Genomic DNA, 16,082 nt, shown 5'->3' with positions numbered 1-16,082 from the left:
GACCCTCGTGGCTGATGTCGTCGACCACCCCCTCCGCTACCAGGAAGTCCGCCAATTTGGTCAGACTCCAGGTCGAGAACGGCAGGTCGTGCTCGATCGGCTTGGACTTGGCGATCTTCTTGATCTCACGGCGTTCCGGCAACGTGAACGTCTTCGGCCAGCCGCCGGAATACTTCGGATACAGCGAGCCGAAGCCGTCCATGTTGAAGTGGTGGATCACGTCTCTGACCCGGTCGTCGCTGGTGAACGAGACTTCTGCGATCCTCGCCACCGGCATGCCCTGCGCGGACAGCAGCACCATCTGAGCATGCCGCCAGGTCACCACCGACCCGGTGCCCCTGCGGATGATCCGCAGTAGCCGCCGGCCCTCGTCGTCATCGATCTCACGAACCCGTACACACTCTGGCACCAGCATAGGATCTCGCTCAATGCGCGGTCACACGGGAGCTCCAGGCGGCGCGTAGTGATTCAAGTAATCCTGCAGCTGCGGCCCGAGCAGTGGCGGTTCACGGTCGTTGACCGCATGCCAGAGGCGGTTCCCGATCCAGAACCGATGGGCAAACTCCTCGAATGACGGCGCACACCAAAGGATCGCGGCCTTCTGCTCCTCCGCATCCTCAAGATCGGCCTTCGTCTCCTACCCATCGCGCCGCGCCTCGTACTCAAACTCGTAGTCGAGGTCGGAGTACACCACGAATGCCTCGCTCATCGGGCGGAGGTAGAGGTACCAGATGACGCAGTCCTGCTAGTCCCGAAAGAATCGCACCAGGAAGGCATCGGGCTCAACGAGACTGGGCAGCGGGTCTGAGAGATTTGTCCAGCACCCAGTTACCGAAACATCGTCCAGCGAGCCGTACAGATTCTCGGTGGTCTGGAACGTCACGAAATCCTGCGGCAAGGTGAGGCCCCTGGCGGCCAGATCCCTTGCCAGCCCATTGAGCTTCATGACCTGCCGCGGGATGAGGTCGCCAGCGTCCCCGAGCCATCGGAAGGCACCCGTGAACTGCCTGGAGTCCAGCGGCGGCAGACTCGCAAGGGAGTAGCGCTCATAGGTGTATTGGCAGGCACGGTACTTGCCGAGGTCGGACACGCACCAAGCGGCGTCGAAGTCGACCCAAGACAGGGTAGACCTTGATTGTTCACTCATCCCGAACCCCTGAATGATCATTGGGAGCGGAGTTGTCGGCGTCAGCATCACATTGGCTACCGACAACTGCTGCCGAGGAGCGCGCGTGGACGAGTTCTCAGGCTCGGTCAAGAGGGCGAACGTTGTCTGATGCAGCACTAGTCTCGTGTGGATCATACGGAAAGGCATGGTTGTGTATCGGAGCGATGGTGGACGACGTAGTGGAGACCGTCGCCGTATTGCCGACAGTCGAGGAGGAACCTGTAGTCCTTCAGCGGGCCGATCACGTGCTCGACCTGGGCACAGGTCTTGCGGTACGCCGCGTTGTCAGCCTTTTCGCCCGGTGGCAGGGCCCGTCGGGGTCGTTTGCGGTACGGGTTAGCCCTGCCCCAGTGGAGGTAGGCGCCGTCGGCCAAGGTGGTCACGTCCTGGCGGTGCGCGCCAGGCCGGAGGCCCGCCAGGCTTGCGCGTCCGCAGTGGTGCCGGGCACCGGGCAGGCCGTTGCGATCAGGAGTCTAGTGATAGGTGCGTGAGGAGACTCCGACCCTTTGGCCTCGGGTCGTGATCAGGGCACCGACCACGTTCACAGCCGGTCCACGGCGTCAGCCGGGCTGATAGCCGGATCGCTCGCCAAGGGCGGGGGCAGCCGATGGATGACCCGGCGCACGGTGGCCGGCGAAACCCCGAACAAACGCGCGAGCTGCCATCGTGAGGCTGGTCCAGTAGTAGACACCTGCCGGCAGAACCCGGTCCGCCAGCGTAGGACACCAGGGGCGGCCCCAGCCAAGCCCCTACCCTGCTCACGCATGACCTTCCGGAGAAATACCAACACGAAATCCTTCTGGATCACGCATCGTGACGCCTCGGTACTATCCGCTTGCTTGGGTGCAAGCGCAAAAAGGTTAGGCTGCAGGCATATTCAACCGTGAAATCGCTGGACGTGCATTCAGCCAATACATATCCGAGCAGAAGGGCTAGGGAGGAAGAAGGCCCAGCTCGGACGGTGTGGCTGTGGACTGGCTAAAACACTCCCGACAGCCTTCAGCCATGGTCAAGACCTGTCGGTGTGGATGGCGGCGTAAGAGTCATCACGCAGGGCACATGTCAAGAATGCAAGACGAGGGCTACTTCGTGGCGGGGTGCTTGGCCAAGCCTGTGGCTACAAGCTGTGACAGCAATCGACATCGAATGAGATCATTCCCTGCGCATTGCGCGTACCGCTATCCCGTCTGCTGTGACTTCGTAACTGAATGTGTCCTAGTGGACACCCACTAACGCACAAGATTCGGCAAAGGGGACCTACGATGGCGGCTTCCGCCCCAAACCGGCGGCTGGCGGCACTACTCGCAGAGGCTGACTGGAACGGACAGGCGCTGGCTCGTGCTGTCAACACTCTGGGCAGAGCACAGGGTCTGACGCTACGGTACGACCGGACAGCGGTGGGACACTGGCTCTCAGGGGCCCGCCCCCGCCATCCGGTCCCTCAGTTGATCGCAGCTGCGCTCAGTGAGCGTCTCGGCCGACTGATCACCGTTCGAGAGGCGGATTTGTCCCGGCCCCCGCCAGGACAGGTGCCGCCTCGTTACACTCCGCCGGTGGAGGCCGATCCTGTGCGCCGTCTTCTGCATCTGCTTATCGCCGAGACCGACTCAGAGCGGCGAGCGTTCCTGGCAAAGGCTGCCTATACCGTCACTACCACGGCTGTCACAGGCATCCTGGCTTATGCCGTCGATGAAATCCGGCGCCCCACTACCCAGCCGGGCGATGCGGAAGTCTCGTCTGTGAACATTCAGGTCTCGGAATATGATGCACTCGCGCTAGGCCAGATGACACAGGCATTCGCCTCGCTCGTCGAACGCCATGGAGGCGGGCACGTACGTTCAATGCTCACCACCTACCTTAACGACCAGGTACGACACTCTCTTCGCGCCCCAGCGTCTGCTCAGGTGCGCTCCGACTTATTGGCCGGCGCCGCCCAACTGACCCACTTACTCGCCATGATGAACGACGATTCAGGTCACTACGGCTTAGCTCAGAGCTACTTCCATAGCGCTCTGCACCTCGCTCGCGAGGCCCGAGCCCCGCATCTACAAGCTATTACACTGCGCGCAATGAGCGCCCAAGCCCTAAGGCTTGGCCATCCTTTGTACGCGCTGCATCTCGCCGAAGCTGCCGTTGAAATCCCGATGGCTCACGATAATCCCTCGACCACGTCATTCCTGCTCACTCAGCGCGCTCACACCTACGCTGTCACGGGCGACAGGCACCGTGCATCCGCTGATTTGATCCGCGCTGAGAACCATCATGCACGAGCGTCGAGCACGGACGATCCCTTCGGCTACTACCCTCGTGCTGCGCTGGAGTACCAGCGCTCTCAATGCCTCGAGGCACTTGGCGAGGCCAACGGAGCTCTCAACGCGTTGGCGTCATCCGCAGCTTACCGTGCCGCCGAACAGAGAAAATCCCTAGCTCTTACTCAGGCTCGCTTGGCGGAATTGCACCTCAAGTGCGGACACGTCGAAGCCGCCATGTTGCATGCAGAGCTATTCCTCGAAAAATATCCTCATCTACACTCCACTCAGGCTGACTTCGCGTTGCATCAACTAAAGCGACAGCTCTCGCGCTATCCCAGACAAGCTCAGGCTGTCGACCTCAGGGAGCGGGTGACAGCCCTTCTTCTGATGCGCGGTACGAGGCAGTTCCAGTGAGCTACAGAGGCTCCTATTAATCAGAAACTCAAAGGGTTCTCGTTGAGGACGTAGCGGACGTGTGGGCCGCCGAAGTAGCCGCGGACGATGTGTGGTTAACGTTGTCGGCGGTGGAAGAATCTTCGGGTTTGGGCCGCGAGTTCGGCCTGGTTCCTGGTGCGGTGGGTGTGGGGCAGGCGGCGTTTAAAGTCGGCGTCGACCAGCTCGTCGGGGTTCAGCTCGGGTGAGTACGAGGGCAGGTAGTGCAGCTCCATCCGGTCCTGGTAGTCGGGGAGCCATGTCCGGACGGTCTTCGAGCGGTGGGCTGAGTGCCGGTCGACGATCAGGTGGATCTTCCGGTCGAAGTGCCCAACGAGCCGGGCGAGGAAGCGGCACATCACCTTCGCGTCGAACGACTCGGTGAAGACCATGAAGTGCATCCGGCGGCGGGTGCTGAGCGCAGACATCGCGTTCACGGAGAACCGGTTCCCGGTCCGGCGGACGACCAGCGTCGCCTTTGGCGCCCCCGGTGCGGCCCGTGACCTGGTCCGAGCGGATCCCGACCTGGTCACCGAAGAGGTCTTCCCCCGTTCTCCGCCTTCGCCCTGACCCGGATCGCCGGCCAGGTCTCCTCGCGCCAGACGCGGACCGCTTCCGGATCCTGCTCGACCGCCAGCTTGTCCGGACGCTGGAAGCTCAGCCCCCAACGCTTGAGGTACTTGCCCGCCCCGGGCTCGGTGAACCGGACCCCGTGCAGCTTGAAGATCAGCTCGCCTATCTGCCCCCGCGTTCACAGCTGATCCGAAAGTCCCAGTTCAGAGGGGATGTGATCGAGGACAGCCTGCCGGACGGCAGCCTGCTCGGCCTCCGACAGGCCCTGGTGCTCGCCCACGCGACGGCCTCGCGAGCGGGACAGCAGTGCGTCCCGGCCTCCGGCCTGCCTACTCACCCACCAGTTGTCCGCGGCCTTCACCGACACCTTGAACAGGGCGGCAGCCTCCATCCGGTCCTGGCCTTCCACCAGCGCGGACACCGCCAGCAACCGCGCGGCCTCCTGCGCATCCGGCGACCAGGCCCGCGCATCCCCCACCAGATCGCTCACGTACCATCAACGAGCCTGACCAGCGTTTCGGATCAATAGCGACTACAGGAACGCCGGGGACGTATGGCACCAAGCAGGACAGCCTGTGAGGGGGAACACATGTCTTCGCCGGCCAGGCCTCCAATGCAATTCCCTACGGAATCTGGGACATGACGGCGAACACCGGCTGGGTCAGCATGACCACCGATCACGACATGGCGACGTTCTCCATCGCCTCAATCCGTCGCTGGCGACAGGCTGCCCCGGCGCCCGCCGGCAGCTGATCACAGCTGACGGTGGCGGCTCCGACGGCTACCGCACCCGGGCCGGAGAATACGGCTTGCCGACTTCACCGGCGAAACCGGTCTCGAGATCGCGGTGTGTCACCTTTCGCCCGGCACCTTGAAGTGGAACAAGATCGAGCACCGGCCGCCACCATGAACTGGCGTGACAGGCCCCTGACCAGCCACGAAGCCAGCTCCAGAACATCGCCGCGGCCATCAGCAGCGCCGGCTCACCGTTCGGGCCGCAATGGACAGCGGTAAGTACCCCCACCGACATCCGCACAAGCGACGACGAGATCGCCGCCCTGCCCATCGCATCGCCCGCCACCCCTTCCACGGCGACTGGAACTACACCCTCCAGCCCTCGCGCCCCTGACAGGGCCATCAGCAGCACAGGACGAGGCCCTGGCGGCCAAACCGACTCGCCTCACACAGCGTTGGCTACAGGTCCCAAACCTGACCGGGATAACGCGCCGAGAGTTCGACGAACTCGTCGACGTGCTGACGCAAGCGATGGAGATACAAGGCGAGCAAGTACTCCGCATCTCGATGGGCCAAGAACGCACCCCTGGCACAGGCGCAAGCCCATGCTCAACTCAGCCGCCCCGGGCCCAACCGTACTCACCTGCGAAAACTCGGGGCGACGACTTTCTGGGCCGACGCTTCAACACCATCGCCAGGATTATCAGCCGCGCCGCGGACGTCCGCCCGCTCCTGGACGCCAACGGAGTTTACATCCCCGCCTCCACCGCTCGTTTCGCACACCGACTGACATATAGAGAATACTTCGCGGCTTCACCGCTATCAGACATTCCCCTCAAGGATCAGGGGCCGAGTAGGTATGTCACCATTTATGAGCGCTGAAAGCGGACCGGCAAGTCCGGTAGGTCTGATCAGGTCAGGACCCCTGTAATCTGCGATCTCCGATACACTCCACCAGCGGAATCCAACGATCCACTCTACTGCCAGCTCGTCTCGCGATAAGGTACCGCACGGCGAGAAAGTGGAGGTATGCACGAGAAAATAGTCCTGGACAATTTTCTCATACCCTTCCAGGAATCCAGGCCCACGCAGTAACTGATGCCATACGGGCACTGGGGTCTCAATCAGCACTAAACCAATTTCTTCACGCAGCTCGCGACGTAAAGCTGTCTCCATCGATTCACCAGCTTCGATCCCACCACCGGGAGTTGCCCAAATAACATGATCGGGAAGATCATGCCTGAGCATCAGAATTTGCCTTTTGTCATTGAGTATAACGCCGCGAACCGAGTGGCGCAGGCTTGCTTTAGTCATCTTCGCCTTCATCCTTAATAGCGCGCGACCGTCTCGTTTGTAACACTCGAAGATTCGAATTGGCAGAAATCTCGCACAGCCCTTCCCATTCACTGCACTTTACTCGTCAGCTTCGGCGCCAAGAGCCATCCCGAAGGACAGCTTCTTTTGCACGGAGGCACAACCGCCCACGGATGCCTTACTCACAGATGCCCCTCAGCCAGATACGACTGAGCAGCCTTAAGCCTCCTTCAGCTGCCCCGAAAAGAAATCTAATACGGGAGCAAGCGCCTCCTGCGCCTCCAGGAAGAATATGTGCGGCGATTTACATAGCTCGTGATAGACGATAGCCTCAGCAAGCCGGGAATATTCCAAGATTAAACTGGAGGGAAAAATGTGATCGTGAACTGAACCGAGCGCCAGGCACGGAACCGAAATATCCGCGATTTCAGCCATGTGGTCAGTCTGACCCCAGTGCACAAGCGCCCCCGAAAGGCCTATTCGCCCCTGCAAGGGCGGCAACCCTTCCTTTGTCATTGCGCCTATCATTTTATTGTAAAACTCGGGATTCTCTTTATATTGAGGGCATTGCACACCCATGTAGGAAATAAGCCGGTGTAACGCTGCAGGCGTCTCTTCAAGACGGCAAAGCTCAAAATTCGCCTCTACGAGAATTCTACCCGCTGCGCTGTAATTGCCCATCCCGTTAATGCATGCCGCGGCTATAACTGGGTCAGGGTTCGACAGGAGCATTCTCTGCACGATTAGCCCTCCCATAGATGCCCCGAGGGCAAAAAATTTGGAGAACCCAAGAGAAAGCATGAGCCCGACGCAGTCATCTGCCAGTTGTTCTATCGTGTATCCGCCACGCGAGACATGGCTCGGCGGCATTCCCCTGTGCGAAAACGTCACGACCCGATATCCAGCCGACGTTAAGGAGGGAACGACAGAATGATCCCAAGCCCGTGGGGGGAAGAAGCCGGATACAGCTACTATCGCAGGCCCCGAGGATCCATAGATTCGGTAGGAGAGGTCAATATCATTAACGCGAACGAGTGGAATTTTTCGCTCCGTGGCTTGTAGGAGTGTGAAATAGCGAAAAACTTATTGAGGTATCTAAAAGCAAAGCGGATCATTTTGCAGCCCAACCCGAACCTCTGGGTATGACGCAAGGGCTACTAATGCCCACGGCACATCGGCTTGTGCTTAGCAACGAATGCATTCAGCGCGGTAGCGTGGTCCTCGGATCTACTCACGCGGCTCTGCAAATCGTTTTCCTTCTCAAGGGTCTCATCGAGAGAGTGAGCGGCGCCGAACGCCAGTGACTCCTTTAGCGCTGCGGAGGCCAATGTTGGTCCATCGACGAGCGCGTGAGCGACCGCGCTCGCCTCGTCGGCCAGGTCAGATGCCGATACTACCCGCTGCACCATGCCGAGCTCAAGAGCTTCAGGTGCGGAGACTGAGCGGGAGAATAGCAGCAGGTCTGAGGCCTTACTGGGGCCGATCAACCGCGGAAGCGTCCAAGACACACCGGAGTCGGCGGTAAGCGCGATGCTGCTAAACGAAGTGATGAACGAGGCCGTGTCCGCAGCGATCCGGTAGTCGGCGCAAAGAGCAAAGCGCAATCCGGCACCGGCCGTCACGGCGTTCACAGCGACTACAACTGGTTTGGGCATCCCCGTCAATGTCCGCACGATGGGTTGTAGTGCTCCCGAACTGTGCTCCTCTCGCCATCCTCCTGCTTAGCCGCCGGCGAGGCCATGTGTTCCTTGAGGTCGTGCCCAACCCAGACGCTCGGTCGCCGACCGCAGTGAGCAACACCGCACGCACTGTTGGGTCGTTGGCAGCAGCCTGCGCTACATCAAGTAAGGCAGTCCTAGCCTCGCGGTTCAGCGCGTTCATCGCCTTTGGGCGATTCAGCACGATCTTCGCGAGGCCACCGTTCAACTCATAGAGCACGGCGTCGCTCATGAAAGCCCCCTATGGGGCACCTAGTCATCCGGGTACGTGGAGTTAAATAGGCGCGATACCTGAATGGCTTCCGTCGCGCCTTCAGGTTCAAACCTCTCCTGCGCCTAAAAGGCTTGTGACTTGGTTCAGATGAGCGGTTTTCAGCCATTGCGGTCTCGCGTGTGCGCGTCATAATGTCCAGCTATGAGCCGCCACCCGGGGAGAGCAGTTTGGAAAGCACCTCCTTGGCCAATTTTGGCACAGCACTTGCTTCCGATCATTCCTTGCATGTGGTATATCCGGTGAAGAGCGGGACGAGTCGGTGGCACGCGCCAGTCGAAGCTCGCAGCCCGCGCGGAGGAGACATTATGTACCTAACGCAGGGTCTGCACCGCCTCGTCCAGCGAGACCCTAATCGCCCGTTCACTGAACACGCCGGACGCGTGCTCACCTACGCGCAAGGAATTGAGAAGATCGCTCGGATTGCGGGAGGTATGCGAGCGCGCGGGACTGAGCCGGGCGACCGCGTGGCAATTCTTGCCACAAACTCGGATCGCTTTTTGCTTGTGATGTTCGCCGTGCCTTGGGCCGATGCCGTGCTCGTGCCACTCAACACCCGGTGGAGCGTGAAAGAGATCGAGTATGCCCTGCACGAAGCCGACGTTGCGATACTCTTTGTGGACGGCGCCTTCGCCGAGATGGCTACAGAGTTAAAAGAGGCTCGTCAAGGGTTGCGGAATATCGTGTACATCGGCGAGGGCAAGCCACCAAAGGACACAGAGCGGCTAGATGAATTTCTCGACGAGCCGCTCCCTGATGCTCAGCGGCGAGGCGACGCGTTGGCAGGGATCTTCTATACGGGCGGTACTACCGGATTCCCCAAGGGCGTCATGCTCAGCCAGCGCAACCTCGCGATCTCCTCGCTAGGATTCTCTGCAGCATCAGAGATCAACTCGCCCGGAGTGCTACTGCTTAGCGCGCCACTTTTCCATTTGGCCTCTCTCTCAGCCGCACTGCACGCCATCCAGATCGGATCTACTTGCGTCACACTTTCCTCCTTCGATCCCCAGACAGTCCTGGCTACTATCCATAATCGGGGGATCACGGACACTGTTTTGGTGCCGACGATGATCCAGATGATCGTCGATGCTCCAGGCACTGACTCATACGACCTCTCTAGCCTGCGCCTGCTCATGTACGGAGGCTCGCCCATCACAGGCGCGCTCATCACACGCACCCGCATCAGACTTCCGCAAACTCGTTTGGTTCAGGGCTACGGGATGACCGAGCTAGGACCGCACGCCACCCTTCTACAAGACGCTGACCACGACGACCCCGAACGCAGAGGATCTGCAGGCCAGTGCGTGTCGCACGCCCTCCTCAGGGTGATAGGACGGGGTGGTGCCGCAGTGCCCCCCGGTGTCGTGGGCGAAATAGTGGTCAGTGGCGACCACGTAATGCTGGGATACTGGAAAAAACCACGCGAAACGGAAAAGGCCTTACGCGGCGGCTGGATGCACACGGGAGACTGCGGTTACCTGGACGAGCACGGCTACCTGTACGTGGTGGACCGACTCAAAGACATGATCATATCCGGCGGGGAGAACGTCTACTCCGCCGAGGTAGAGAGCGCCATCGCCTTACATCCAGCTGTGGCCCACTGCGCGGTCGTTGGGGTAGCCGACACACGGTGGGGTGAGCGGACGCACGCTGTAGTTAAGCTGGCGCCGGGCTGCGAGCTGACGCTGGGACAACTACGCAACCATTGCGCAAAGTTGTTGGCGCGCTACAAGGTACCGAGGTCACTGGACGTGGTTGAGGAAATGCCCATGTCAGCCGCTGGCAAGGTACTGAAGGCGGAGCTACGAGAGCGATATCGGCAGGGATAGTTGTCTAATGAGCTCGTGACTCACGTCTGCTGAGCCAAAATTCGGTCTAAGGTCTGTTGTTGGGACAATAATCCGGCGATGGCTTGGACGGCGTCGTCCGTAGTGCCCGCCCTGCCACAGACGCGGCCTGACTTTGCTCCACGGTGCCCACGGTTCGGGGGGGGCACTCCGGCTCCTCTGCTGTGTCTTCACGGATGCTCCGTTGCAGGTGGGCCAGCGACGCGGGCAGGGGTTAACGTTCCCTGCTCCATGCGCTCGTCGTTCCTTGATCGTCAGATCAAGCAGCTCGGCCTTGCCCCCGTTACAGACCGGTGTTTTCTGCCGGTAGGCAGAGCCGAGCGGTCGGCCTGGGCCAGGTCTTCCAGTTGTCGGCGCACTGGGCAGGAGGAGCGCCTTCGCACGGATGCTCCTGAAGCCTCGCCGGACTCCCGACGGGGTGAGTCGTCCGGGTGAGGCGGGCTTCTCCCCATGGCCGCAGATCCTCAGCGGGCGGGCGAGCCAAAGCGGGTGTGGGCGGTTATGACCAATCACGTACAGCTTTTCCCACTTCAGGTATGCGGATCTTCGGGCGGGCCCAGCTGAGGGTCCGCTTGAATAGTCCGAAAATCTGTTCGAGTTCGGATCGACGGAGGAATGCCTGCGAGCGATGGTCGATGTCGTGGACAGTGGCGCCGGCGCGGGAAAACCACAGCCAGACGGGCTTGGGTTCACGGCCACCAGGGAGGTGGTCGACCTGCAGCCGGATCAGCGTCACTTCGATCACGGGGAGGCCGCGGTCGTGGTCAATCCAGCACCGCCGCCCACGAGGTGCGAGCGGACTCCAGCTCGGCCACGAAGGAGCAAGGCCTGAGCTGCGATGTGTTCTTCGCACGCTCATAGACGTGGCAGAACAGCCGCTCGGCGCTGGTCGGCCCCTCCGAACGCAGCCACGGACTGGCTTCCACCGCGAGCACGACGTGCCAGCAGGTCAGAACCCGTGACGGCACTCTGGTCCTGATGTGAGGGCGAGGTTGTGCATCGGGGCGATGGCTTGGACAACGTGATGGGGACCGTCGTCGTGGAGCCGGCAGTCAAGGAGGATCTTGTAGTTCTTCATCCAGCCAATCGCGTGCTCGACCGGGGCGCGGACCTTGCGGCGGGCGGCGCTGTCGGCCTGCTCGCCCGGCAGCAGGGCTCGACGGGGTCATGTGCGGTGCGGGGTGATCATGCCGCAGTTGAGGTGGGCGCTGCCAGGGCATGACGGTCACGCCCTGGCAGCGCGCGGTCAGCTGGAGGCCTGCCCGCGCGCGTCCGCTGTGGTGCGCAGCTATGGAGCAGCGACCGCGAGGACGCGCATGGTCCGCTTCTAGTAGTGCTTCGTTAGGTTCTGCGTCTGCTTCGGTTGCGGGGCAGGGTACGGTTGCAGGTGGTGCAGGTGCCGGTCCAGCCCTTCAGCAGGTCCTGGAGAACGTCCAGGACCTGGTAGAGAGTCAGGCCGGCGTTGGGACTTTTGGGTCGAGCCGCCTGAGGGTGAGGAATGCCTGGGCGGCGGTGACGAGGGTGACGTGGTGGTGCCAGCCGCGCCAGGTGCGTCCCTCGAAGTGGTCCAGGCCCAGGCCGTGCTTGAGTTCGCGGTAGTCGTGTTCGATGCGCCAGCGCATCTTCGCCCACCGCACCAGCTCGGCAACGGGAGTCTCGGGCAGCAGGTTCGATATCCAGTAACCCGTGGGCCCGTCCTGGCCCGCGGGCCATTCGACCACGACGGTGGACGGGGGCAGGACGCCGTTCCACTGGTTGCGTCCGCCGCCTGCCGCTTGGGCGGTGGCGATTGACTGCTTGCCCGCCGCCCGAAGAGCCAGGACCGCGAACCGTGAGGTCATCGTGCCTTTACTGCCCTGCCGCCAGGCCACCTCAGCGAAGTGGTCGGCGGCGGCAGCCTCGGCAGCGTGGACGGTAAGTGCTCGCGGCGCCGTCCGGTAGCGGGCAAGCGTCGGTGGGCCCAGTCCTCCGTAATCCGGCTGGTGCGGCTCGATGTCCACCTCGTGGGCGACTTCCTTCCCGGTCAGCGCCAGCACGTAGGACAGGCCCCGTTCCTCCAGGCCATGGCGGAAGGGGGTGCTGACGCCGTAACCCGCATCCGCGACCACGACCGGGGCCTTGAGCCCCCACTCGCTCACGTTGTCCAGCAGCCCGAGCGCGAGGCGCCATTTCTCCTGGTGCACGACGTCGTCGGGGACCCCGGCCCGCCGGCAGCGGTCCGGCTCGTCCGTCCACTCCCGGGGCAGATACAACTGCCAGTCCAACGGACACGACGCAGTGTCGGTGGCGGCATGGACACTGACCGCGACCTGGCAGATCGCCCGTTTCCCGAGTGCTCCGCAGTACTGGCGGGCCACCCCGGCAGAGGCGCGGCCGCACTTGGGAAACGACACATCGTCGATCACCCACACCTGAGGTCTGATCATCTCCGACAGTCTCTGGGCGATCCGCCGCCGCACCGGCAACGGATCCCACGGCGACTGGTTCACGAACTGCTGCAGTGCCTGCATGTTCCCGTCCGGCAACCGCTGGGCCATCGGCTGGATCGACTTACGCCGCCCGTCCAGCATCAGACCGCGCAGATAACACGCACCCCAACGGCGCTGATCCTGCCGCGGCAACGACCCGAACACATCACCTACGAACTCCGCCAACTCGCCACGGAGTCGCTCGACATCCCCCAGCTTCACACCTCGAAGATGCCCACCACCAGGCAAGATCACTCAAGGTAACGAAGCACTACTAGTGGTTCTGCATCGTCTGGCGCGTGCCTGTAGCGGTCTGCACAGGCATGAGCTGAATAAGGGCGTCCTGAGCCTCAATGGCGCTTCGTCGGAGCTCGCCAACATCTCACGGGCAAGCCCACGAACAGGACATACAAGAAGTCGCGCACCAGAACTAGTTGGCAACTCCCATAACAAAAAAAATGAAGAGCACTCCAACGATAGTGCAGAGCAGCGTCAAACGAGCGGGGTGATGGTGGTGCGCCTCCGGGAGAATTTGGGTCGCAGAAATGTAGAGAAGCACTCCAGCGAAGAAACCCAAGTATCCCCCGAGAATCCCCTTCGGGATTTCGAATAGCATGGTCGATGAAGCACCAACGACTGGTGCCAGCGAATCCAAGGCGAGCATTCTGAGGGCTTTCCTTCGTTGGTTACCATAAATCCTTGTGATAGTGTAGGTATTGAACCCGTCAGCGAAATCGTGTGCAACAACCGCGATGGCGACAGTGGTTGCTACGCTTCCACCCAGCTGTAGCGCTCCGCCGATTGCAACGCCATCTATGGCGCTGTGCCCGACCATGCCTGCCGCAGCGGCGATACCCATCTGCGGTGACCTTTGCCCCTCTTTTAAGCTTCCGTGCATCAATTGATGATCCGCAAGGATTTTCTCCAGGCAATGGGCCCCTAGGAAACCTGCGATAAAAAGCAACAAAGCCGCTGGTACGCCGAACAAGTCGGCGCCTGTCGCCGCTAAGGCTTCAGGAAGCAGATCGAAACCAACCACACCAAGCATGAGCCCACCAGCAAGGCCAAGAACAAGGTGTCTACGATCGGATACCTTGCGTGCCACCCAACCACCGAACACCGTCATGAGCGCTGCGCAGAAAGCCAAGAATACTGCCATCTAGCACCTCCACGAAGAAGCGCACTTAGTGCGCTATAGGTCAAAACCGGCAATGCACTATTGATCAGAAACTCATGGGGTTCTCGTCCAGGACGTAACGGACGTGTGGGCCGCCGAGGTAGCCGCGGACGACGTGTGGCTGATGCTGACGTCGGCGGAAGAAGCGGCGGGGCTCGGCGGCGAGTTCAGCTTGGTCGCTGGCTCGGTGCTGCTTGGGCAGGCTGTGCTTGAGGTCGGCGTTGACCAACTCATCGGGGTTGAGTTCAGGCGAGTACGGGGGCAGGAAGTGCAGCTCGATGTCGTCGGAGTGGGCGGCGAGCCAGTCACGGACCTTCTTGGAGCGGGGGGCGGAGTGCCCGTCGACCACGAGATGGACCTTGTGGTCGAAGTGACCGGCGAGCGGGTCAAGGAAGCGGCACATGACCTCGGCGGTGAAGCTCTGGACGAAGACCATGAAGTGCATCCGGCCCTTGGTACTGATCGCGGACATCGCGTTCACCGAAAACCGGTTTCCGCTCCGCCGCACCACGGGCGTCTTGCCCTTCTCACCCCAGGTGCGGCCGGTTACCTGGTCGGAGCGGGTGCCGACCTGGTCGGCGAACAGGACCTCGCCGCCGTCCTTCTTCGCCTTTGCCCGGATCGCCGGCCAGGTCTCCTCGTGCCAGCGCCGGACGGCCTCCGGGTCCTGCTCGACGGCCCGCTTGTCCGGCCGCTGGAACGAGAGCCCCCACCGTTTCAGGTACTTGCCCACGCCGGGCTCGGTCAGCCGCACCCGGTACAGCTTCGCGATCAGGTCACCGATCAGCCGCCGCGTCCACAGCTGTCCGCTCAGGCCCACGTCACAGGGCCGGTGATCGAGGACGGCCTGCCGCACCGCACCCTCCTCGGTCTCCCCGAGCACCTGGTGCACGCCGACCGGCTTGCCGCGCGGCCGCATGACCAGCGCCTCCCGCCCGCCGGCCTGCCACTTTGCCCACCAGACGTCAACCGCCTTCAGCGACACCCCGAACACCGCCGCCACGTCCTCACGGCCCTGCCCCGCCACCAACGCGGCCACCGCTCGCAGCCGCAAGGCCTCCTGCGCCGACGGCGACAGATGCCGCGCGTCCTCCACCAGATCGCTCACACCCAGCTCAACGACCCAGAATCACAAGCGTTTCGTATAAATAAATAATTCGCTCAAAACTAAGTTGCGCATGTCGTCCGATGATGCAAGCACTCTTTTCACAGCCATTCGGACAGTCTTTTGGGCACCGAATCCGGTGGATCGCGCTCTAACGCTCATCTGCCGTGGGCAGGATCCTTCGGGACAGGCTCGAGTCGGGCACGGATGCTCCCGAGTTCCGTGGTGGCCCCGCGGGCGGCGTTCTATCAAGCCGCCCCCCTTCGCCGCGCAGGCACATAGGTCGCTCGACCGGCTGTGGGCCGGCGGGGACGTCCCCAACCTCGTCGGCCCGCCCCTTGCCGCCGTGGGAGACGGATGGGAAAAGAATGGGAAAGGATCTTGCTCATCGAGGCTAACCAGAGCTGAGTCAAGCGAACTCAGGCCAACCCGACCGGCGCGCAGCTGACCTTCTCCTCGCCCTCGACGGACCCGAGTCATCTCTCGGTCCCGCTGCGCGAGAAGTGATCACCGACTGCTGCCGGGCGGGCAGGGCCCGGCTACTGCCCTCCTGGCAGCAGCGTCCCCGGTTCTCCCGGGGCCACCCCCACCGCCTCCGTCCTCGGACTGCGCCGCTGCCTTCGCGCCACCCAGGTGGCGGGTCTCGATCCGAGAGGCATTCGCGAGGAGTCCGTGCTCAGCGGCAAACAGGGAGCCGGACAAGGGAACCAAGGTCCGTTACCACACTTAGAGCGTAGAGTTCCGGGGTGACGAACGCCCTGCACCGCCACTCGACCGACTGCGCGCCCAACCGTCCGGCCCCGTGCGACGACGCCCACGACGCCTATCTGCAGCTCGCCGCCTGGACCACTGAGGGCGGCGTATACAAGCTGGCCTCCGGCGCGTTCTCGGCCGAGGCCCGCCGCCACTACCGCACCTACGTCACCTTCTGGCTCAACTGGTGCGACCTCGGCGGCCTGGACCCTTATACCTGCGCGCGCGCAGGTATCGGCGTCTGGATCTCAGACCGGCATGAGGACGCT

The 16,082-nt window shown here is 62.1% G+C and carries 13 protein-coding genes and 5 pseudogenes; 4 read left to right on the top strand and 14 right to left on the bottom strand.

The window, feature by feature from the left end:
- From ACFWRT_RS36980 to ACFWRT_RS37675, 3 genes and pseudogenes are all read right to left on the bottom strand, one after another.
- On the bottom strand, nt 1–409 hold a 409-nt coding region (locus ACFWRT_RS36980; RefSeq protein ID WP_380955860.1), incomplete at its 3' end, for a helix-turn-helix domain-containing protein.
- Nucleotides 410–745: 336 nt separating this feature from the next.
- Entirely contained in the window at nt 746–1,258 is a 513-nt protein-coding gene (locus ACFWRT_RS36975) for a hypothetical protein (protein ID WP_380955853.1), read from the bottom strand.
- Nucleotides 1,245–1,905, bottom strand: a pseudogene (locus tag ACFWRT_RS37675) (transposase family protein); the annotation flags it as partial. The pseudogene ACFWRT_RS37675 and the gene ACFWRT_RS36975, both read right to left, overlap by 14 nt.
- Nucleotides 1,906–2,721: 816 nt before the next feature.
- On the opposite strand from ACFWRT_RS37675, the gene ACFWRT_RS36970 reads away from it, so the two are divergent.
- A complete protein-coding gene (locus ACFWRT_RS36970; protein WP_380955852.1) occupies nt 2,722–3,834 on the top strand; it encodes a hypothetical protein in 1,113 nt (370 codons plus the stop codon).
- A gap of 95 nt (nt 3,835–3,929) precedes the next feature.
- Here ACFWRT_RS36970 and ACFWRT_RS36965 read toward each other — a convergent pair whose 3' ends face one another.
- From ACFWRT_RS36965 to ACFWRT_RS36955, 3 genes are read right to left on the bottom strand one after another with little or no spacing between them, the layout of a single operon-like run.
- Entirely contained in the window at nt 3,930–4,385 is a 456-nt protein-coding gene (locus ACFWRT_RS36965) for an IS630 family transposase (protein ID WP_380955850.1), read from the bottom strand.
- Complete coding sequence (locus ACFWRT_RS36960) at nt 4,382–4,570, bottom strand: helix-turn-helix domain-containing protein (RefSeq protein WP_380955858.1); 189 nt, start codon at nt 4,568–4,570, stop codon at nt 4,382–4,384. Before ACFWRT_RS36960 ends, ACFWRT_RS36965 begins: the two co-directional genes overlap by 4 nt.
- A gap of 33 nt (nt 4,571–4,603) precedes the next feature.
- Nucleotides 4,604–4,915: a helix-turn-helix domain-containing protein gene (locus tag ACFWRT_RS36955; protein ID WP_380955848.1), complete on the bottom strand. Its 312-nt coding sequence runs from the start codon at nt 4,913–4,915 to the stop codon at nt 4,604–4,606.
- A gap of 40 nt (nt 4,916–4,955) precedes the next feature.
- On the opposite strand from ACFWRT_RS36955, the pseudogene ACFWRT_RS37670 reads away from it, so the two are divergent.
- Nucleotides 4,956–5,761, top strand: a pseudogene (locus ACFWRT_RS37670) (ISAzo13-like element transposase-related protein); the annotation flags it as partial.
- Between the two features lie 221 nt (nt 5,762–5,982).
- On the opposite strand, the gene ACFWRT_RS36940 reads toward ACFWRT_RS37670, so the two are convergent.
- The 3 genes and pseudogenes from ACFWRT_RS36940 to ACFWRT_RS36930 all read right to left on the bottom strand — a co-directional run bounded on the left by ACFWRT_RS36940 (nt 5,983) and on the right by ACFWRT_RS36930 (nt 8,424).
- The gene (locus tag ACFWRT_RS36940) at nt 5,983–6,474 is read right to left on the bottom strand and encodes an NUDIX domain-containing protein (RefSeq protein ID WP_380955847.1); all 492 of its coding nucleotides are present in this window, start codon (nt 6,472–6,474) and stop codon (nt 5,983–5,985) included.
- 219 nt (nt 6,475–6,693) lie between these two features.
- On the bottom strand, nt 6,694–7,449 hold the full coding sequence (locus tag ACFWRT_RS36935; protein ID WP_380955855.1) for an alpha/beta fold hydrolase: 756 nt from the start codon (nt 7,447–7,449) through the stop codon (nt 6,694–6,696).
- Between the two features lie 182 nt (nt 7,450–7,631).
- Nucleotides 7,632–8,424: pseudogene (locus tag ACFWRT_RS36930) on the bottom strand (enoyl-CoA hydratase/isomerase family protein).
- Nucleotides 8,425–8,771: 347 nt separating this feature from the next.
- On the opposite strand from ACFWRT_RS36930, the gene ACFWRT_RS36925 reads away from it, so the two are divergent.
- Nucleotides 8,772–10,292 carry a long-chain-fatty-acid--CoA ligase gene (locus ACFWRT_RS36925; protein WP_380955845.1) on the top strand — a complete coding sequence of 507 codons (1,521 nt, stop codon included), beginning with the start codon at nt 8,772–8,774 and terminating at the stop codon, nt 10,290–10,292.
- A gap of 967 nt (nt 10,293–11,259) precedes the next feature.
- Here the strand turns inward: ACFWRT_RS36925 and ACFWRT_RS36920 are convergent.
- From ACFWRT_RS36920 to ACFWRT_RS36900, 5 genes and pseudogenes are all read right to left on the bottom strand, one after another.
- Nucleotides 11,260–11,590 (bottom strand): annotated as a pseudogene (locus tag ACFWRT_RS36920) (hypothetical protein); the annotation flags it as partial.
- Between the two features lie 171 nt (nt 11,591–11,761).
- Nucleotides 11,762–13,000 (bottom strand): IS701 family transposase, encoded by a 1,239-nt coding sequence (locus tag ACFWRT_RS36915; RefSeq protein ID WP_380955844.1) that lies wholly within the window; start codon nt 12,998–13,000, stop codon nt 11,762–11,764.
- Nucleotides 13,001–13,208: 208 nt separating this feature from the next.
- Complete coding sequence (locus ACFWRT_RS36910) at nt 13,209–13,937, bottom strand: ZIP family metal transporter (protein ID WP_380955843.1); 729 nt, start codon at nt 13,935–13,937, stop codon at nt 13,209–13,211.
- 64 nt (nt 13,938–14,001) lie between these two features.
- Complete coding sequence (locus tag ACFWRT_RS36905; RefSeq protein WP_380955842.1) at nt 14,002–15,063, bottom strand: IS630 family transposase; 1,062 nt, start codon at nt 15,061–15,063, stop codon at nt 14,002–14,004.
- Nucleotides 15,064–15,599: 536 nt separating this feature from the next.
- Nucleotides 15,600–15,698: pseudogene (locus ACFWRT_RS36900) on the bottom strand (amino acid ABC transporter permease); the annotation flags it as partial.
- A gap of 108 nt (nt 15,699–15,806) precedes the next feature.
- On the opposite strand from ACFWRT_RS36900, the gene ACFWRT_RS36895 reads away from it, so the two are divergent.
- The coding region (locus ACFWRT_RS36895; RefSeq protein ID WP_381121433.1) for a hypothetical protein at nt 15,807–16,082 on the top strand (276 nt) is incomplete at its 3' end.

The sequence above is a fragment of the Streptomyces cyaneofuscatus genome, from assembly GCF_042718795.1.
GTDB lineage: Bacteria > Actinomycetota > Actinomycetes > Streptomycetales > Streptomycetaceae > Streptomyces > Streptomyces cyaneofuscatus_A.
Note: the sequence above shows the minus strand (reverse complement) of the source record. Positions and strands in the feature narration are given on the sequence as shown.